This window comes from Streptomyces sp. CB02980 (genome assembly GCF_014451325.2).
GTDB lineage: Bacteria > Actinomycetota > Actinomycetes > Streptomycetales > Streptomycetaceae > Streptomyces.
On sequence record NZ_JACSCH020000011.1, the window covers coordinates 102,006 to 121,559 of the forward strand.

The 19,554-nt window shown below is 73.1% G+C and carries 15 protein-coding genes; 1 reads left to right on the plus strand and 14 read right to left on the minus strand.

Features of this window, described 5'->3' with window-relative positions; genetic code table 11:
* Window positions 1-46: 46 nt before the first annotated feature.
* Complete coding sequence (locus E0F75_RS23035; RefSeq protein WP_229312798.1) at window positions 47-451, minus strand: globin; 405 nt, start codon at window positions 449-451, stop codon at window positions 47-49.
* Window positions 452-536: 85 nt separating this feature from the next.
* Here E0F75_RS23035 and E0F75_RS23040 point away from each other — a divergent pair, with 85 nt between their 5' ends.
* Window positions 537-1,511 (plus strand): methyltransferase domain-containing protein, encoded by a 975-nt coding sequence (locus tag E0F75_RS23040; protein WP_187624460.1) that lies wholly within the window; start codon window positions 537-539, stop codon window positions 1,509-1,511.
* Here E0F75_RS23040 and E0F75_RS23045 read toward each other — a convergent pair.
* From E0F75_RS23045 to E0F75_RS23105, 13 genes are all read right to left on the minus strand, one after another.
* The gene (locus E0F75_RS23045) at window positions 1,492-2,958 is read right to left on the minus strand and encodes an FHA domain-containing protein (protein ID WP_187624461.1); all 1,467 of its coding nucleotides are present in this window, start codon (window positions 2,956-2,958) and stop codon (window positions 1,492-1,494) included. The two genes, E0F75_RS23040 and E0F75_RS23045, sit on opposite strands and share 20 nt — an antisense overlap.
* A 41-nt stretch (window positions 2,959-2,999) precedes the next feature.
* Window positions 3,000-4,331 (minus strand): VWA domain-containing protein, encoded by a 1,332-nt coding sequence (locus E0F75_RS23050; RefSeq protein WP_187624462.1) that lies wholly within the window; start codon window positions 4,329-4,331, stop codon window positions 3,000-3,002.
* 61 nt (window positions 4,332-4,392) lie between these two features.
* Window positions 4,393-5,805 (minus strand): PP2C family serine/threonine-protein phosphatase, encoded by a 1,413-nt coding sequence (locus E0F75_RS23055; protein WP_187624463.1) that lies wholly within the window; start codon window positions 5,803-5,805, stop codon window positions 4,393-4,395.
* Between the two features lie 2 nt (window positions 5,806-5,807).
* Window positions 5,808-8,507 carry a tetratricopeptide repeat protein gene (locus tag E0F75_RS23060; protein WP_187624464.1) on the minus strand — a complete coding sequence of 900 codons (2,700 nt, stop codon included), beginning with the start codon at window positions 8,505-8,507 and terminating at the stop codon, window positions 5,808-5,810.
* Window positions 8,508-8,586: 79 nt separating this feature from the next.
* A complete protein-coding gene (locus E0F75_RS23065) occupies window positions 8,587-9,864 on the minus strand; it encodes a hypothetical protein (RefSeq protein ID WP_187624465.1) in 1,278 nt (425 codons plus the stop codon).
* A gap of 54 nt (window positions 9,865-9,918) precedes the next feature.
* Window positions 9,919-10,956 carry a glutamate ABC transporter substrate-binding protein gene (locus E0F75_RS23070; RefSeq protein ID WP_187624466.1) on the minus strand — a complete coding sequence of 346 codons (1,038 nt, stop codon included), beginning with the start codon at window positions 10,954-10,956 and terminating at the stop codon, window positions 9,919-9,921.
* A gap of 11 nt (window positions 10,957-10,967) precedes the next feature.
* Window positions 10,968-12,404: a hypothetical protein gene (locus tag E0F75_RS23075; protein ID WP_187624467.1), complete on the minus strand. Its 1,437-nt coding sequence runs from the start codon at window positions 12,402-12,404 to the stop codon at window positions 10,968-10,970.
* Between the two features lie 307 nt (window positions 12,405-12,711).
* Window positions 12,712-13,701 carry an N-acetylglucosamine kinase gene (locus E0F75_RS23080; protein WP_374115422.1) on the minus strand — a complete coding sequence of 330 codons (990 nt, stop codon included), beginning with the start codon at window positions 13,699-13,701 and terminating at the stop codon, window positions 12,712-12,714.
* Window positions 13,692-14,957: a 6-phospho-beta-glucosidase gene (locus tag E0F75_RS23085; RefSeq protein ID WP_187624468.1), complete on the minus strand. Its 1,266-nt coding sequence runs from the start codon at window positions 14,955-14,957 to the stop codon at window positions 13,692-13,694. The genes E0F75_RS23080 and E0F75_RS23085 overlap by 10 nt, the downstream gene beginning before the upstream one ends.
* 5 nt (window positions 14,958-14,962) lie before the next feature.
* Window positions 14,963-15,847 carry a carbohydrate ABC transporter permease gene (locus E0F75_RS23090; protein ID WP_187624469.1) on the minus strand — a complete coding sequence of 295 codons (885 nt, stop codon included), beginning with the start codon at window positions 15,845-15,847 and terminating at the stop codon, window positions 14,963-14,965.
* Between the two features lie 3 nt (window positions 15,848-15,850).
* Window positions 15,851-16,732 (minus strand): carbohydrate ABC transporter permease, encoded by an 882-nt coding sequence (locus E0F75_RS23095; protein ID WP_229312807.1) that lies wholly within the window; start codon window positions 16,730-16,732, stop codon window positions 15,851-15,853.
* A gap of 133 nt (window positions 16,733-16,865) precedes the next feature.
* A complete protein-coding gene (locus E0F75_RS23100; protein WP_187624471.1) occupies window positions 16,866-18,212 on the minus strand; it encodes an ABC transporter substrate-binding protein in 1,347 nt (448 codons plus the stop codon).
* Between the two features lie 71 nt (window positions 18,213-18,283).
* Window positions 18,284-19,498, minus strand: a complete 1,215-nt coding sequence (locus tag E0F75_RS23105; RefSeq protein ID WP_187624472.1) for an ROK family transcriptional regulator — start codon at window positions 19,496-19,498, stop codon at window positions 18,284-18,286.
* Window positions 19,499-19,554: the final 56 nt, after the last annotated feature.

The following is a 19,554-nucleotide window of genomic DNA, read 5'->3' on the forward strand; positions in this document are numbered from 1 at the left end:
GTGGGCGGGGGTGAGGACGGGGCGACGACGGGGGTGTGAGGGGCCGTCAGCCGGCCGTGTTCACCATCGACGCCGCCGCGTACGTCAGATAGCGCCACAGTTCGGCCTCGTGCTCCGGGACCAGGGCGAGGTCGTCCAGGGCCGCGCGCATGTGACGGAGCCACGCGTCGTGGGCCGCCTGGTCCACGGTGAACGGAGCGTGGCGCATGCGCAGGCGCGGGTGGCCGCGGTGGTCGCTGTAGGTCCGGGGGCCGCCCCAGTACTGCATCAGGAAGAGCGCGAGACGCTCCTCCGCCGGGCCCAGGTCCTCCTCGGGGTACATCGGGCGGAGCAGCGGGTCCCCCGCGACTCCCTCGTAGAAACGGCGGACCAGACGGCGGAAGGTCTCCTCGCCGCCCACCTGCTCGTAGAAGGTCTGCTCCTGCACTGTTTCCCCGGGAATCTCGTTCACCATTCCATCGTCTCAGATGCCCCGCCCTAGGACTTGAGGTCCAGGACCGCTCGCCGGGGCCCCCGGGCGGCGGGACAGTGGAGGCATGGGTGAGCGGCGGGACGAGTTCGCCGAGGCCGGCGCACGGGCGCGACGGGCGCTCGTGCGGGAGATCGAGACCGAGGGCGTGCTGGCCGACGCCCGCTGGCGGCAGGCCTTCGCCGAGGTCCCGCGCCATCTCTTCGTGCCCTATTACTACGTCCCCGGCACCGGCGGCTACGAGCGGCTCTGGTCCGGCGACCCCGAGCCCGAGCGGCGGGACCGCTGGCTGAGCGGCGCCTACGCGGACACCGCGATCGCCACCCGGGTACGGGACGGGGAACTGGTCTCCTCCGCCAGCCAGCCCTCCCTGATGGCCCTGATGCTCCACGCCCTCGACGTCCGCGAGGGGGACGACGTCCTGGAGATCGGCGCCGGGACCGGCTACCACGCCGCCCTGCTCTGCCACCGCCTCGGCGCGGAGCACGTCACCACCGTCGACCTGGACGAGGAGATCGCGGAGTCCGCCCGGACCCATCTGGCCGCCGCCGGGTACCGGCCCGCCGTGGTCGCCGCCGACGGCGCCCGCGGCTGCCCGGAGCACGCCCCCTTCGACCGGATCGTGGCCACCTGCGCGATGCCCTCGGTCCCGTACCCCTGGCTCGCCCAGTGCAGGCCCGGCGCCCTGGTGCTCGCCCCGCTCTCCACCGGGCTCCTGCTGCTGCGGGTGCATGACGTCACCCACGCGGAGGGACGGTTCCTGGAGACCTCGGCGTACTTCGTGGCGCTGCGGGGCGTCGCGGGACGGGTCCCGCGCCACGGCCCGGCCGGGGACGAGCGCTTCCGCTTCTTCTGGGGGCTGGTCGACCAGGCCCTGGACAGGAACGAAGCGCTCTCGCTCTGGCTGCGCGAGGGGCGGCCGGAGCGGGAGCGCTTCGGTGTGACGGTCAGCGGCGACCGGCAGTGGGCCTGGCTGGACGACCCCGGAGGGCCGTACGCCTGGCCGCTGCTCAGAGAGGGATTCAGCCCACGCGGATCGTGATCGTCGTCCAGGCGCCGACGTGCACCCGGTCACCGTCCTGGAGCTGGACGGGGACGTAGGGCTGGATCGGCTCCTCGCCGCCGTTGATCGTGGTGCCGTTGGTGGAGTTCTGGTCCACCACCGCCCACGAACCGTCCGGCTGCTGCACGAGCACGGCGTGCTGGTGCGAGACGCCCGGGTCCTCCGGCGGCACCGCCAGGTCGATGTCCGGGGACTCGCCGGTGGAGTGCCGGCGACGGCCGATGGAGATCTGGTTGCCCTGGAGCGGCAGGTGCTTGTCCGGCGAGTACGCGGGCAGGTTCAGCCCGCCGGCCTCCGGGCCGCTGCGCTGCATCATCGCCATGAAGTACTCGCGGTCCGGACCGATGACCGCGGTCCAGGTCAGCGGCTGCCGCGGCGGCTGGAACTGCTGCTGCGGGGGCGCCTGGAACTGCTGCTGCTGCTGTGGCGGCGGGGGTGCCATGTGCGGCGGGGGTCCCTGGTGCTGTGGAGGCTGCGGGGGTGCCTGATGCTGCGGGGGTGCCTGATGCTGCGGGGGCTGCGGCGGTGCCTGGTGCGACGGCGGCGAGAGCACCCAGTCGTCGTCCGCGCGCGGCTGCGGCGGCGCGGGCGGCGCCGGGGCCTGGGCCGGAGCGCCCGGGGGCGCGGCCGGCGGAGCGGACGGGGTCTGGAGGTACGCCGGAGGCGCGGGCGGCTGCTGACCGGGCGGGCCGAAGGGGTCGCTCTGACCGGGCGGGCCGAAGGGGTCGCTCTGACCGGGCGGGCCGAAGGGGTCGCCCTGACCAGGCGGACCGAAGGGGTCGCCCTGACCGGGCGGGCCGGGCGGCTGCTGCGCCGGCGGGCGCTGCGGCGGGGCCTGGTGGTGCGTGGGGTCGCCGCCCAGCGGCTCGGCGGGACGGTTCACCTGCGAGGGCCGCGAGCCCTGGTAGCCGAACGGATCCTGCCCCGGCGGCGGTCCCTGCTGCCCGTGCGGACCCTGCGGACCCGGCTGCTGGCCCGGATGGCCCGGCTGCGGTCCCGGCGGGGGCGGCGGCGTGGACTGGAAGCCCGGCGGCAGGTTCAGACCGGGCGGAGGGCCCGCCGGGCGCTGCGCGGACGGTACGTTCTGGGGGGCCACCGGCGTGTACGAGGTCGCCGTGTTCGTGAGGAAGTTCCAGCGGCACTCCTCGCAGAACGGCGCCATGTGCTCGCGCGGCGTCCGGCACTGCGGGCAGAGCTCGGCCTGGGCCGTCGCGTTCGGGTCGCCACCGTGGCCGAAGCCACCGGGAGCACCGGGTGCGTCGTAGCCACCGGGGCCACCGGGGCCGGGATATCCGTACGCGGGAGGCGGCGGCGGGGGAGGCGGCGGTACGGCACCCGTCGGCGCACCCGCCCCGGCCATGCGATGGCCGCAGACCTCGCACCAGTCGTCGGAGACCGACTGGTGTCCGTTCGGGCAGGTAGGCATGTCGGTGCTTCCCCCTCTCGTCGTCCGGCCCGCTGGCCGGGCTACCTCTTGACGCGAACGGTCTTGGTGGAGCGGGTCTCGAGTGTCATCTCGTCCGCTTCCGCGACCTTCGCCTTCAAACGCACAGTACCGGTCGCCGCATCGACGACGTCGACCACCTTCGAAAGGAGTTTCGCCGTATCCGCGTTGCCGGAGGCCGCCGCGAGCTGCACGGCGCGGCCCAGTTTCGCCGTCGCGCCGTCGTGATCGCCCGATTTGCGGGCATCCAGCCCCTGCTGGATGACGTCCGCGAGCTCGGCCTGGCCCGTGTAGTGGGCGACCTGCGGGTTGATCGACGTCGACATCGCCAGGTCGTCGGTCCACACCGCGCGTACCAGTCCTTGGGACAGCGGCTTCGGGTCGCCGCCCAGCGGGTCCGGCGCGATCAGGGAGACCCGGGCCGCCAGCATCTCCTGGCCGATCGCGGCCTGCGGGACCCGCACGCTCACGTGGTAGTCGCGGGACTCGTCGCCCCAGGAGCCCGTGGGGTAGTCCCCGGCGCGCGGCCCGGCCTCAGTACGGCGCCCGGTCAGGTCCTCCACCGTCGGCGCGACCTGCTTCACATAGGCGATCTCCACCCCGACCGGGGTCCACAGCCGCAGCGCGACGTCCGCCACGCCCTTGCCCATCGCCTGCTCCATCATCGCCGTGAAGTCGGCCGCGAGGGCGGCCGGGTCGGCGACGATGTCGGCGGAGCCGAGGAGCGCCGAGGCGATCCCGGTGACCTCCTTGACCTCCCAGTCGGTGCCCACCCCGCGCGCGTCGCAGGTGAAGCGGCCGGCGCAGGCGTCGAGCGCGGCCCGCAGCTCCTCCGGCGACTCGTGCTCGTTGCGGCCGTCGGTGAGCAGGATGCCGTGCCGGATGGTGAGGCCGTCGGTGGAGAGCAGCCGGTCCGCGAGCCGCAGCCAGGTGCCGATGGCCGTGCCGCCGCCCGCGCTCAGCCGGCGCAGCGACTCCTTGGCCTCGGCCCGGGTCCTGGCGTCGGCGACGGCGAGCCCGCCGTTCCCCGGGTAGACCTCCTTCGCCACGTGCGTACCGGCGACGACGGCGAAGGCCGTGCCGTCGCGCAGGGTGTCGACGGCGGCGGCGGTCGCCTCACGGGCGCCGCGCATCTTGGTGGCGGGGTAGTCCATCGAACCGGAGCAGTCGACCATGATCACGACACCGGCCGTGCCGCCGCCCGCCGCGCCGAGCGGCTGCCGGCCGGTGGTGCCGCCGCCGGTCGAGGTGACCGTGACGATCGCGCTGACGTCCCGGCCGCCCTCGGGCAGGAACTCGTTCTGGTAGACGTCCACCGAGAACTGCGGCACGGTCGACTTGGAGAAGTTCGCCATCTGTTACGGCTCCTCGGGCAACAACGGTCAATCGGTGGAGGGACAGGGGATCGGCGGCCGCTCAGGCGGATCCTGCCCCTTGGGGAGCGACGGTGAACGGCACGAGCGCGACCGTGATGTTGTCGTGGCCTCCGCCGTCCAGGGCGTGGCCGACGAGGACCTGGGCGCTGTGCAGCGGCCGGTCGGACGCGTCGGCCGGGATGACCCTGGCCATGTCGTCGGCGCCCTCCGCGTAGTTCCACAGGCCGTCCGTGCAGACGACGACCACACCGGACCGGTCGGGCTTGAACGCGGCGGTGTGCGGTTCCAGTTCGTACGCGTCGGCGCCGAGCCAGCCGGTGATCGCGTGGGCGCGCTCGTCCGCGTACGCCTCCGCCTCGTTCATCAGGCCGGCCGCGACCATCTGCGCGGCCCACGAGTCGTCCTCGGTGAGCCGGGCGGCCGGGGTGGCCCGGTCGTCCGGCACCCAGTAGACGCGGCTGTCGCCGACCCAGCCGACGACGAGCAGGCCGTCGGCGACGACGGAGCCCACGATGGTGCAGGCCGGGGCGTTGCGGTGGCGGTGCGGGTCGTGCTCGGCGCCGTCCTGACCGGGCTCCTCCGCGAGGGAGTTGACGGCCTCGGCGGCGGCCACGATCGCCTCGTGCATCGCCTGCTGCGGGTGCGTTCCCCTGGGCAGCGCGGCGAGCAGCGAGGCGCCGGCCGCCTCGGCGGCGGCGGCGGACGCCTCGTCGGGCCGGGTCGCCGAGGACACGCCGTCGCAGACGATCGCGAGGGTGGCGGGCGAGCCGTCCGGGAGCGTGGTCGCCGATACGGCGAACGCGTCCTCGTTGCGGTGATGACGCAGGCCCCGGTCGGAGACGGCGGCCACACTGCCGAGCTCCCGCTCCATGTGGTCGCGCTCGCGGGGCTGAGCGTGCCCGCAGTTCTCGCAGTAGCCGTCGGTGTCCACCCGCCCGGCCCGGCAGGCCACGCACAGGGCGGAGCCCGGGGCGGCACCGGCGGCGGGAGCCGGAGCTGCCGGTGCCGCTGCCGGTGCGGGGGAGGGCGTGGGTGCCGGGGCGGGTGCCGCCGGCGCCGGGTCCACCCGTACCGCCGCACGCGGGTCCGGCGCGGCCAGCTCGAAGTCGCCGCTGCCCGCCGTGGTCTCCCCGGCGGGGTCGGCTCCGGGCGGCACCGGCCCGTCCGTGCGGACCGCCATCGTGGGCAGGTCGCGGCCACCGGAGTCGGTGCCCGGGAGGTCGCCCGGGTGCTGGGTGGCGGTCGACAGCGAACCGGGGTCCCGGGGCGGGGCGTCCGGCCATGCCACGGGGGTGCCGATGGCCACGGTCGGGCGGTCCGGCTCGACCTCGGCGACCGGCACGGCCGTCAGGTCGTGACCGCACGCCCCGCAGAACCGGTCACCCGACTCCAGCGGCTCCGCGCAGTCCGGGCAGACGGTGAGGCCGTGCGACGGCTTCGGCTTCTGGGACATCCTCACACCCACGTCCGAGGGCGGAAGCGGTTGGCCCGCTCCACCAGTTCGATCCTCTCCTCGCCCTGCTGGGCGAGCCGGGCCAGCACCCGGTACGAGCGTTCGAGGCCGAAGCGCAGTCCGCGCTCGTCCAGTTCACTCCCGAGCAGCAGCGCGCCGCCGCCCGGTTCCGCACCGGGACTCCCGGAGAGTACCCAGTCGAGGGCGGTCCCGAGGACCTCCGTCGACAACTGCTCCCGGCGCACGGCGTCCAGACCGAAGCCCTGGAGCGCCGAGACCTGAGCCGCGGCCGCCGTCAGATCGGCGGCGAGCGGCTCCCACGCCGGGCGCCGCCGCAGCCGCGCCCGCACGGTCGCGACCCGCGCCGCCGTGTAGTGGATCGAGGCCTCCGGCACGGACTCCAGCGTCTGTACGGCTCCGATCCGGTCCCCGGCGGCGAGCTGCACCCGGGCGAGCCCGAAGGCCGCGCTGACGAAGCTCGGGTCGGTGGCCCACACCAGGCGGTAGTACTCGGCGGCGTTGTCCAGCTGGCCCAGCACCTCGGCGCAGATCCCGAGGGCCAGCTTCGGCGAGGGCTCGCCGGGGAAGGCGTCGTAGACCGCGTCGAAGGCGAGCGCCGCGTGCTGGTGGTCGCCGGTCACCAGGGAGGCAACGCCCCGGTACCAGACGACCCGCCAGTCGTCCGGGTCCCGCTCCTCGAGACCGGCCAGGGTCCGGGCGGCGGACGGCAGGTCGCCCAGCTCCAGCTCGGCCCGCAGGGTCCGCAGCCGCAGCTCGGCGGAGGGCGCGGGCGCGGCCTGCAGCGCGGCGAGCAGCTCGCCGGGCGCGGCGGCGGCGAGACCGGCGAGGAAGCCGGCGTTGGGGTCGCCCGTGTCGACGCGCGGGACGGGCAGCGCGAGCGCGGTGGCGGGCGTGTCGAGCGGCGCGAGCAGGGCCCCGAGCCCGGGCGAGGCGGCGGGGGCGGATGCCACGGCCCCGGGCCCGCCGGGCAGCACGGCCCCGGGCACAGCGCCGGACACGGGCCCGGGCACAGAGCCGGACGCGGCCCCGGGCACAGCGCCCGGCAGGGCGGGCCCGGGCACAGCACCGGGCACAGCACCGGGCACAGCACCGGGCACAGCACCGGGCACAGCACCGGGCACAGCACCGGGCACAGCACCGGGCACAGCGCCCGGCACTGCACCGGTCGCGGCGGCGGGCAGCGCGGGCTGCTTGCGTCCCCGGCGGGCGCCGAGCAGCGACACGTCCTCCGTCAGCTCGGCGAACAGGGCCGTGTCCGTGACGCGTACCTCCGTGCCGAACAGCGTCGACAGCGCGGGCCGCGGCCGCCCCGACTGGAGCGCCACGACCTCCCGCAGCACACCTGTCAGCTGCTCCGCCATCTCCTGCGAGGAGGCGAACCGGCGCGCCGGGTCCGGGTCGGTGGCGCGGACCAGGAAGCGGTAGAACGACTCGTACGTCCGGAAGACCGCGATGTGGTCCGGGTCGGGCAGCGAGTCCACGAAGACGTTCGTGTAGCCCTGGAAGTCGAAGGTCATCACCGCGAGGGTGCGCGCCACCGTGTACAGGTCGCTCGCCACCGACGGCCCGACCTCGGCCACCTCCGGCGCCTGGTAGCCGACGGTGCCGTAGATCGCGGACTCGTCGTCGTCCATCCGCCGGACCGCGCCCATGTCGATGAGCTTCAGCTGGTCCTCGGACTGGATGGCGTTGTCGACCTTGAAGTCGCAGTACAGCAGGTTGCGGCTGTGCAGGTGGCCGAGCGCCTCCAGGGCCTCGATCCCGTACGCGCAGGCCTGCTCGACCGGCAGCGGATCACGGCGGCCGTCCGGGGTGCGCCGGTCGTTGGCGATCTCCTTGAGGGACTTGCCGCCGACGTACTCCATGACGATGTAGCCGTCCATGGAGCCGGTCCGCTGGTCGAGGTGCTCGACGAAGTTGTAGATGCGGACGATGTTGGAGTGCTCGATCTCGGCGAGGAAGCGGCGCTCGGAGATCGCGGCGGCCATGGCGTCCTGGTCGCCAGTGTCGAGAAGGCCCTTGAGGACGACCCAGCGGTCGGAGACGGCCCGGTCGACGGCGAGGTAGATCCAGCCGAGGCCGCCGTGCGCGAGACAGCCCGCGACCTCGTACTGGCCGTGGACGATGTCCCCGCCGCGCAGCTTCGGCACGAAGGAGTACGGGTGCCCGCACTTGGTGCAGAAACCCTCCGTACGGCCCGGCCGCTCGCCCCGCGAACGGCCCACGGGCGCACCGCAGTCCGAGCGCGAGCAGAAACGCTTCCGCTCGGGAACCTCGGGGTTCTCCATGACCGCAGCCCGCGGATCCGGGCGCGGCACCTCGGGGATCGACACCAGGCCGGCGCCCAGCCGGTTGCGGGCGGACTGACCGGTCGACGTACCGGAACTGCGCACCGACACCGAGCGGGACGCGGAGGCCCCGGAGAGCGAGCGCGAGAGCCGCCCGGAGACCGAACGGCGGGAGGTCGACGAGCGCGACGAGGCCCGCGAGGACGCCCGCGAACTGCTCCGCGAGGAGCTGGAGTCCGGCCCCCCGACGCCGGAGCCGCCCCCGACACCGCTGCCCGTGCCCGTGCCTCTGCCCGGCACGGCCACCCCCGTGGGCGTCGAGCCGATGAGCCCTCCGGCCGCGACCACCGGGGCGAGGCCGCAGGTGTCGCAGTACAGCTCGCCGCCTCCCATGTCCTCGTACGAACCCTCGCACGAAGGACGCTGACAGCTCCCCACGCCCGTCTCCCCGCCGCTCACCACTGTTCCCCGCTCACCACTGTCGTCCTCCCGCGTCTCTCGGGCCGGACAGTACGTCCGCCGCCGCCTGCTGGTAGCGCAGGACGGCCTGTTCCGCGACCCGCAGATCGCAGGGCGCGCTCCACAGCATCCGGCGGGCCGCGTCGTACCGCTCCACGAGCAGCGGGTCCTCCGCCGCCCCGAGCCGCGCCACCTTCGCCTTGTACGCGTCGAGCCTGCCGCGCAGCTCGGCCCGGACCGCGAGCGGTGCCGTGACCGCGGTCAGCGACTCCCGGGCCCGCAGCAGTTCGTCCTCCGCGTCCCGCTCCAGGGACTCCAGGAGCGGGGAGAGCCGGTGCCACTGGGCGTGCCTGCGGTACTCGGCCGCCGCCACGAGCCGCTCCTGGAGCACGATCGGCGGCCCGCTGACGGCCGGCACCTCGGAGGCGGCGATCTTCGCGAGGACCTCGCCGCGCGCGGCCCGCGCCTCGGCGAGCGTCCGGTCCGCCCGCGACAGCACGTCCCGCAGCCGGAGCAGCCGGTCCTCGGAGTCCTGCCGGACCGCGAGCACCGCCTCGATCTCCCGTCGGATGTCCTCGAGGGCCAGGGCCGCCCGGTCGTACCGCTCGGTGTCGGGACGGCCCCCGCCGGGCGCCGAACTCCCGACCGCCGGACGCCAGAAGGCCAGCGGATCGGTGACGACCTGGGCCCGCAGCAGGGTCAGCTCGGCGGTGATGTCCTCCAGCTCGTCGCCGGCCGGGTGCTCCCCGGGCCGTACGCCGACCGAGTGCGCGAGCGAGCGCGTCCGGCCCAGCTCGGCGGCGAGGAGGTCTATCCGGGCGGGCAGCGCCGACCAGACCCCGTCGGCGGTCACCACCATGTCCAGCGAGGACGCGTACAGCTCGTTCATCCGCCGGACGAGGCCCTCCAGGGTGAACCGCTCGGTGAGCAGTCCCTGTTCACCCGCCCCGCCGGCCACGTGGACGCTCTCGCCGCGCAGCCGGTCGGTCAGCTCCACGAGCTCCTCACGGCCGGGCCAGCGGCGCCGGGCGCGCACCTCGCGGGCGTCCCGCAGGGCGCCGGTGTACACGTCGAAGCAGGTCCAGAGCAGGGTGATGGTCCGCTCGGTCGTCACCCAGCGGTCCCGGGTCGTGCCGGTCAGCTCCGCCCCTTCGAGCAGCCTGCGGCCCGCGTGGTCCTGGAGCGCGAGGAGCGAGTCCTCGACCGCCTTGTGCTCGGCTCCGAGGCGCGCCAGCGCACGGTCCACCTCGTCCCGGTCCATCACCGGCCCAGGGGGTCCCGTGACGCCCATCGATCACCTCTTCCTCTCCGTGTACAGGGCTGGTTGTACGGGGGCTGCCCGGCGCTACTTGTACAGGGGAGCGGGCGGCCCGGTTATCCCGGGCAGGTCCTTCTCCAGCCAGTTCCTGTACGCCTGCTGCCAGGGGCCCTGGCGGTAGCCCACGAGGACCTGGTTGACCCGGCGGACCAGGTCGTCGTTGCCGAGCTTGGCGGCCACGCCGTAGAACTCGGTGGTGAACGGGGTGCCCTTGAGCTCGACCGCCGGGTCCTGGGCGGCCTGGCCGGCCGCCAGGGCGTTGTCGGTGACGACGGCGTCGACCTCGCCCATCTGGAGCCTGGCCAGGCAGTCCAGCTGGTTGGGGACGGTCAGCAGGTCCCTGTCGTCCTTGGTGCCGTCGGCCTCGTCCTTGAAGAGCGCGCCGAAGGACTTCTCCTCCAGGGCCTCGTAGGCCGTGGAGCCCTCGGCGGTGCAGACCCGCTTGCCCTTCAGCGAGGTGTCGTAGCCGGTGATGTCCGTGGCCTGCTTGGGCGCGAGGACCTGCTGTCCGGCCTGGAAGTAGGCGGTGGAGAAGGCGACCTGCTGGATCCGCTTGCAGTTGATCGTCATGGTGCGCACGACGAGGTCGACCTTGCCGCTGTCCAGGGCGGCGATCCGCTGGTTCGTGGGGATCGCCCGGAAGATGACGGCGTCCGGACTGCCCAGGATGTCCTTGGCGATGGCCCGGGCCAGATCGATGTCGAAGCCTTCGAGCGCGCGCGTCTCCGGGTTGCGGTAGCCCCAGCGGTAGCTGGACTGGTCGACGCCGACGACGAGCTTCCCGCGGTTCCTGATCGCCTCGATCGACGGGCCGTCCGCCGTCGAGGGAGTGAGGGAGGCCCAGGGCTTGTCGCAGGTGTCCGCCTTGATCTGGACCCCGGTGCCGATGCCGGGCCCCGGCCCCGCGATGCCGGGTACGGCCGCCGCGTCGCCGCCCTCGTGGGCCAGCGGGAGCACGGTGAGCGAGGCGGTGAGCCCGCAGGCCACGGCCATCGCGGCCACCCCGCCCCAGCCCCGGAAGCGCTGCGCCGTCCGCCGCACCAGCGGGTACGTGCCGTTCGGCATCCCGCCCCCTCTCACCGGTACTCCGACAGTCTGCGGTTGATGCCGAGCACGGCGCCCGCCGCGCCCAGGATCCCGAGGGCCAGCGCGCCGAGCGGCAGCGCCGTCAGCGCGTCCCTGGCGTGCCCGGCGGAGCGGGTGAACTCGGTCTGCTCGTGCGCCAGGGCGCGGTCCAGGGCGGCGTCGACCTGGTCGAAGGACTGCCCCGTCGACTGCGCCGAGTCCTTGGGCCCGACGATGCGGCCGAGGGCGCCCTCGAAGTCGCCCGCCTCGTCCTTGGCGCGGGCGTCCTTGTGACGCTGCTTCCACTCGGCCGTACGCGAGGCGGCCTCGTCGACGGGGACGCGGCCGGCGTCGTCGTCGGCCAGCTCCCGCGCCGTGGCGAGCGCGTCCGTCAGGGTGCCCGTGCTCGACGTGTACTCGGCCTCGTACTTGTCGTTCTTGCCGTCCTCGGTGAGGACGGCGCCCCGGGCGACCAGGGTCAGGAGCTCGTTGGCGCGGGCCGTGAGCGAGCCGATCCGGGCCGTGTTGAGGGCCTGGAGGGACTCCTGCCCGTGTGCCCGCGCGTTGTCGAGGCCGCTGCGGGCGACGGTGTGCGCGGCGAGCAGCCAGAGCAGCACGGTCAGCGTGGCGGCGGTGGCGGCGAGCAGTCCGTGGTTGAAGACCCGGTTCGTCCGCGCGTAGGTGCGGCGCTGGGCCCAGGCCAGGACGGCGAGGGTGAGCAGTCCGAGGCCGAGGGCGAGGAACGGCCAGGTGCGGGCCGATTCGTCGTCCTCGTGGAGCCGTACCGTCTCGGCCTCGTACAGCCGCTCGGCGGCGGGCAGCAGGATGCTGGTCATCTGCTGGTTGGCGTACCGCAGATAGGCCCCGCCCAGCGGGAGGCCCTGCCGGTTGGCGGCGCGGGCGCGCTCGATCAGGCCCGTGTAGCGCGGGAGCTGTTCGTTGAGGGTGGCGATCTCGCGGGCCGACTCGCCCGAACCGTCCGTGCTCGCGGCGGCCTTGACGAGCAGTCGGGCGGCGGTGGCGATGTCCCGGTCGTACCGCGCGCGGGACTCCGCGGGCTCCAGGGTGCCCGCGAGGAAGCCGCCGGCGGCGGTGGTGTCCGCGTCGGCGAGGGAGCGGTAGATCGCGGCGGCGTCGGCGGACAGCGGCTGGCTGCGGCTGACGACGTCGTCGGCGGCGGTCGTGCGGTCGTCGACCTGGACGGCGGTGACGGCCCCGAACGCGACGACGAGCAGCGCGAGGACGGCCCCGAGGATCTGGAGCCGGCCCGGCTCGGTCGTCGTGGCGACCCGCAGCCGCTCCCGTCCCACGGCCCAGGCGCTCTGCCCCGCGGGCGGGGCGGCGCCCGGCGCGGGCGACGGCTGCGCGGGCACGCCGGCCGGGCGCGCGGGCGCCTGCGCCGTGCTCCGCGCCGCCGGGGCGGCGGGTGCGTTCGGCGGGTGTGTCACGTGACCTCCCCCTGGGTCGCCGACTTCGGCCGGTCCGGCCTGCAGTATGGCCGCAGGGGGCCGTCCGCACACCGGGATTGACTGGATCTTGTTCTTATCCTGCCGCATGCCCCCGGCACATCCGCGGGCGAGCCCCCTCACGTCGAGGGGCGAACCCCCCTCACATCGAGGGGCGAATCCCCTCACTCTGAATACGTCACGCGGCCGTGATCGGTTCCGTATCGGACATCGCTCGAACAGGTGAACATGCCTGCGGGGCGTCTCCCCCGGCAGAGGAGACGCCCCGCGACCACACCCCACAGGTCACTCAGGCCCCGTAGTGCTCCCGCAGCCGGGCCGCCGCCTCCGGGCCCGCCGCCACCTCGTCCAGGGCGAGCAGCCCCGCACCGAGGACCGGCGGCGCCGTCACGAAGCCGATGACGGCCTTCGGCGCCCGCTCGGCGAGGAGTTCACGGATCCTCTCCTCCAGCTGCGGATGCCGTGCGGCCAGCACGCTGCCGCCCAGCATCACCGGCGCCTCCTCCTCCAGGAGTCCGAGCCGCCCGAGCGCGACCGCCGACAGCGCGACGACCTCCTCGGCGAGCCGGTGCACCAGCGACAGCGCGACCGGGTCGCCGTCCGCGCTCACCCGGAACAGGACCGGCGTCAGCTCGTGCCGCCGCTCGAAGGGCACAAGACCCAGGTGCAGCGCCTCGATCAGCGCGTACATCGTCTCCAGACCGAAGTGCGCCGGCAGCGCCCGCGCCAGCTCGGACGCCTCGCCGCGCCCGTCCTCGGCGCGCGCCGCGAACCAGAGCGCCTCCTCGGCCATGCCGCTGCCGCCGCCCCAGTCCCCGGAGAGCTTCCCGATCGCGGGGAACCGCGCGGTCCGGCCGTCCGGGGTCATCCCGACACAGTTGATGCCCGCCCCGCACACCACCGCGACACCGCGCGGCTCGTCGAGCCCGGCCCGCAGTATGGCGAAGGTGTCGTTGTGCACCCTCACCGACCGGCTCCAGCCCCTGCGGAGGAGTTCGGCCTGGAGAGCGGTCTCCTCGACGGGCAGGTCGGCGTTGGCGAGACAGGCCGCGACATGGGCGAACGCCGGGGAGAGACCGGCGCCGCCGGCCTCCGCCCACGCCCGCCCGACGATCTCCGCCAGGGCGTCGACGGCCGTCTCCACCCCCACCACCGGCGGCTGGAACCCGCCGCCGCGCGCCGCGCCGAGGACGGTGCCGTCCTGGGCGAGGACCGCGACGTCGGTCTTGCTGTTCCCCGCGTCGATCGCGAGGAGCACGCCGTTCAGGTTCACGCCCACGCGAGGTGCTCCCGGTTGTGCGCGATCAGCCGGTCGGTGAGCCCGTCGGCGTACGCGTACTGACCCACCAGCGGGTGCGCGAGCAGCGCCTTGAACACCCGGTCGCGGCCGCCGCGCAGCGCCGCTTCGAGCGCCAGGTCCTCGTAGGCCGTGACGTTCGCGATGAGTCCGGCGTACAGCGGGTCCACCGGCGCGACCGGCAGCGGCGCGGCACCGTGGGCGCCGACCGCGGCCTGCGTCTCGATGACGGCGTCGTCCGGCAGGAACGGCAGCGTGCCGTTGTTGTACGTGTTGACCACCTGGTACGGCGAACCCCCGCCGCCGAGCAGGGACGCGGCCAGGTCCACGGCCGCCTCCGAGTAGAAGGCGCCGCCGCGCTTGGCGAGCAGGGCCGGCTTCTCGTCGAGCGCCGGGTCCCCGTACATCTCCAGGAGTTCCTTCTCCATCGCGGCGACCTCGGCGGCCCGCGAGGGCTTGGTGCCGAGCTCCCGGACGACCTCGTCGTGCGCGTAGAAGTAGCGCAGGTAGTACGAGGGGACGACGCCGAGCCGGTCCAGGACCGGGCGCGGCAGTCGCAGGTCGTCGGCGATCGTGTCACCGTGCTCGGCGAGCAGCCGGGGCAGCACGTTCTCGCCCTCGGGGCCCCCGACGCGTACGGCACGCTCCCAGGTCAGGTGGTTGAGCCCGACGTGGTCCAGGTGGACCTCGGACGGGGCGACGCCGAGGAGCCCGGCGAACTTCCGCTGGAAACCGATGGCCACGTTGCACAGGCCGACGGCCTTGTGGCCGGCTTGGAGCAGCGCGCGCGTGACGATGCCGACCGGGTTGGTGAAGTCGATGATCCAGGCGTCCGGGTTGGCGCGCCGGACCCGCTCCGCGATGTCCAGGACGACCGGGACCGTGCGCAGCGCCTTGGCGAGACCGCCGGCGCCGGTGGTCTCCTGGCCGACGCAGTCGCACTCCAGCGGCCAGGTCTCGTCCTGCTCGCGGGCGGCCTGTCCGCCGACCCGCAGCTGGAGCAGGACGGCGTCGGCGCCGTCGACCCCGGCGTCGAGGTCGGAGGTGGTGGTGATCTTCCCTTCGTGGTCCTGCTTGGCGAAGATCCGCCGGGCGAGACCGCCGACCAGGTCGAGCCGGTCCGCGGCCGGGTCGACGAGGACGAGTTCCGTGATGGGCAGGGTGTCGCGCAGCCGCGCGAATCCGTCGATCAGTTCGGGGGTGTAGGTGGAACCGCCCCCCACGACAGTGAGCTTCATGTGAGTCAGCCCTTCACTCCGGTCAGTGTGACTCCCTCGACGAACGCCTTCTGGGCGAAGAAGAAGACGAGGATCACAGGGGCCATGACCAGGACGGTCGCGGCCATGGTCAGATTCCAGTCGGTGTGGTGCGCGCCCTTGAAGGACTCCAGGCCGTAACTGAGCGTCCAGGCGCCCGGGTTCTCCGAGGCGTAGATCTGCGGTCCGAAGTAGTCGTTCCAGCTGTAGAAGAACTGGAACAGGGCCACGGCGGCGATGCCGGGCTTCGCCATCGGGAGCACGACCTTGAGCAGGGTGCGCAGTTCGCCGCACCCGTCGATCTTCGCGGCCTCGATGTACTCGTTCGGGATGGTCAGCAGGAACTGGCGCAGCAGGAAGATGGCGAAGGCGTCACCGAAGGCCATCGGGATGATCAGCGGCCACAGGCTGCCGGAGAGGTCCATCTGCTTGGCCCAGAACAGGTACATCGGGATGATGATCACCTGCGGCGGCAGCATCATCATCGAGATGACGAGCAGCAGCGACAGGTGCCGGCCGCGGAAGCGGAGTTTGGCGAGCGCGTACGCCACGGGTATCGACGACACCACGACGAGGACGGTGCCGAGCCCCGCGTACAGCAGCGAGTTCCTCCACCAGGTGAGGAAGCCGTCCGTCTGGAAGACCTTGACGTAGTTCTCCCAGTGCCAGGAGTTCGGCGTCAGGTCCCGGGTGAGCGCCTGCTGGTCGCTCATCAGGGAGGTCAGGAAGACGAAGACGAACGGGAGCACGAAGAACAGGGCCGCGGCGATGCCGAGCGAGTGCACGGCGATCCAGTGCAGCAGCGACTTCCGGCGGGCCCGCTTCTCGGCGGGGCTCACCGCGGGGCGGGCGGGGGCGGATGCGGTCGTCATGAGTCAGTCACCCGAGCCGATCAGGCCGCCGCGCCGGCGCATGAGGAGCGCGGTGAAGGCCATGGAGAAGGCGAAGAGCACCAGTGCCACGACGCAGGCCGCGCCGTAGTTGAACTGGCTGAAGCCGAGGCTGTAGACCAGCTGCGGGAGGGTCAGTGTGGAGTCGTCCGGGTAGCCGGGCTGGAAGGTGACGCCGGAGCCGCCCAGCACCCCCGAGGCGACCTTCGAGGCCACGATCGGCTGGGTGTAGTACTGCATCGCGCCGATGATCCCGGTGACGACCGCGAAGAGCACGATCGGCGAGATGTTCGGCAGCGTGATGAAGCGGAACCGCTGCCACGGGGACGCGCCGTCCAGCTCGGCGGCCTCGTACTGCTCCTTCGGTACGTCGAGCAGCGCAGCCATGAAGATGACCATGAGGTCGCCGACGCCCCACACGGCGAGGACGGTCAGGGCCGGCTTGGCCCAGGCCGCGTCGTTGAACCAGGAGGGGGCGGGGATGCCGACCGCCTCGAGGAGGGAGTTGACCGGTCCGGTGCCGGGGTTGAGCAGGAAGACGAAGGCGAGCGTGGCCGCCACCGGCGGGGCCAGGTACGGCAGGTAGAAGAGGGTGCGGAAGACTCCGGCGCCGGTCTTGATCTTGGTGATCAGCATGCCGATGCCCAGGCCGAAGACCACTCGGCAGGAGACCATGACGACGGCCAGCCAGAGGGTGTTCTGCATCGCCGGCCAGAACTTCGGCAGGTCGGAGAAGACGTACGTCCAGTTCTCCACGCCCCGCCAGGTCGGCGGGTTGAGGCCGTCGTACCGCATGAACGAGAAGTACAGGGTGGAGAGGAGCGGATAGGCGAAGAAGATGCCGAATCCGAGCAGCCAGGGCGACATGAACGCCAGGGTGCGGAGCGCGTTGCGTCGGCGCTTCGACCGCAGGGTGTTCCGTCCCTCCGGGGAGGCGGCGGCCGGGGCGGCCGCCTCCTTCGCGGGCAGGGTGTCCGTGCTCATGGGTGGGTGCCGGCCGTCACTTCGCGGCTGCGATGTCGCGGTCGATCTGCGCCGCGGTGTCCGCGAGGCCCTTCTTCAGGTCCGTGACCTGGCCCTTCTCGTACTTGTGGCCAAAGGCGGAGAGGGTCTCCTGGTAGCTCGGGCCGTTCACGGCGCCGTCCATGGTGGTGGACTCGGGGTGCCGGGCGATGTCCAGGAAGGTCTTGAAGCGCGCGTCGAACTTCAGGTTCGGGGACTTCAGCGCCTCCAGGGTGGAGGGGACGTTGCCGATGTCGTTGGCGAAGCTCACCACGGCCTCGGTGTCCGTGGTCATGTACTTGATCAGCTCCCAGGCCGCGCTCTGCTTCTTGCTCTGCGGAGCGATGCCCATGATCGTGCCGGAGAGGTAGCCCTTGCCGTACTCGGCGATCTCGTCGTCGGCGACCGGCAGCGGCGCGACGCCGACGTCGAAGGTCACGCCGGCCTTCTTGACGAAGTTCAGTCGCCACTCGCCGTCCAGCTGCATGGCGACCTGCCCGGTGTGGAAGGGGTGCTTGGCGCCCCACTCGTCACCGAAGGTGGTGCGGTACTTGTCGAGCTTCTGGAACCCGCCCAGGGCGTCCACCAGGGACTTCTGGTACGTCAACATCTCGGCGAACGCCGGGTCCTTCCCGATGGTCGACCTGCCGTCCGCGTCGAAGTACCCGTTGTGCTTCCACTGCGACATGTAGTGCTCCACGACGGTCTCGTAACCGAGGTAGTTCGGCATGAAGCCGATCCGCTCGTAGGAGTCGCCCTTGGCCTTGGTGAGCTTCTTGGCCACCTCGGTGAACTGGGACCAGGTCTTCGGCGGGGCCTCGGGGTCGAGACCGGCCGCCTTGAACAAGTCCTTGTTGTAGTAGAGGCCGTACGCGTCGGAGAGCAGGGGCAGCGAGCAGCGCTTGCCCTCGAACTGCGTGTACTCCTGGAGGACCTTCGGGAAGAGCTTGTCGAGGTCCAGCTTGTCCTTCTCGATGAAGGGCTTGAGGTCCGCGAGCGCGCCCGAGGAGCAGAACTTGCCGACGTTGGAGGTGGTGAAGGAGGAGACGACGTCCGGGCCCTTCGAACCGCCCGCGCGCAGCGCCTGGCCCAGCTTGTCGTCGTTGATGTCGCCGACGAGCTTCACCTTGATGTTCGGGTGGGCCTTCTCGAAGCGGGCGACGTTGTCCGTGATCGCCTTCACCTCGGCGGGGTCCGACCAGCCGTGCCAGAAGGTGATGGTGGTCTCGCCCTTGGGGTCGTCGGAGGCCGCGTTGTTCGCGGAGCCCGTACAGGCCGAGGCGAAGAGGGCTATCGAGGCGGTGGCGGCGAGCGCTGCGGCTGCTCTGCGCGGACGTACGGGCATGACGGTGTCTCCCTGTGGCGGAGGGCTTACGGGGGAAGGGCAACGCATGGGGCGGTGAGACGGTCGGTGGGTCAGCGCGAGGTGTCGAAGACCTCGGCGCGCGTGGTGGCGAGGGCGCTTTCGAGGGCGCCGCGCAGCACGGGGCGCCGGGGAACGGCGGCGAGGACGAGCCGTGGCCGGGAGGCGGCGAGGTCGGCGAGCTCGGACTGCACGCGCGCGCGGAGGGGTTCGCCGCCGGCGACGAGGACGTCGCCGGAGAGCACGATGAGTTCGGGGTCGAGGACGGCGACGATCGAGGCGAGTCCGATGGCGACGCGCTCGGCGTACCGGTCGAGCAGCTCCGCGTACCGGGGGTCCTCGCCGTGCGCCTCGACAGCGTGCGCGAGCAGCCCGCTCGCGACCGCCACGTACGGCTGCTCGGGGGTGTCGATCCCGATGGCGCGGGCGATCCGGGGCACGGCCTGGACGCCGGCGAGCTCCTGGAAGCCGCCGGAGTTGGCCTTGGTGACCTGCCGTACGAGCGGGGTGCCGGGCACGGGCAGGAAGCCGACCTCGCCGGCGCCGCCGGTGAAGCCGCGGTGCAGCCGCCCGCCGAGGACGAGGGCGGCGCCGAGGCCCTCCTCGTTCCACAGCAGGGCGAAGTCCGTGTGACCGCGGGCCGCGCCGACGCGCTGCTCGGCGACGGCGACGAGGTTGACGTCGTTCTCGTACTCGAACGGCATCGGCAGGACGGCGGCCAGCTCCTCCAGGAGGGTGGGGGAGTGCCAGCCGGGCAGGTGGGAGGCGTACCGCAGGCGTCCGGTGGCCGGGTCGAAGGCGCCGGGGGTGCCGATGACCAGACGCCGGACGTCCTCGCGGGTGATCCCGGCCGCCTTGACGGCCCCGTCGAGGGCGTCGGTGACCTGGCGGACGACGCCGGAGGCGGCGCGGCCGGGGGTGCGGAGCTCGTACTCGCCGACGATCTCGCCCGTGATGTCGGCGACGGCGGCGTGGATGCGGAACGGGTTGACGTCGAGTCCGGCGGCGTACGCGGCCCGCGCGTTCACCGCGTAGAGCTGGGCGTTCGGTCCGGGTCGGCCCGCGATGGTGCCGGTGGCGACGACGAGACCGGCCGCTTCGAGGCGGGCGAGCAGCTGGGAGGCGGTCGGCTTGGACAGGCCGGTGAGCTTGCCGATCCGGGTCCGCGAGAGGGGGCCGTGCTCCAGGAGCAGGTCCAGGGCGGCGCGGTCGTTCATGGCGCGCAGCACGCGCGGCGTGCCGGGGGTTCCCGGGGTCGTACCGGCCATGTGGTCGCACCTGCCCTTCGGTTGCTCGTCGGGCCATTCTGCTGCCTCGCGGCCGC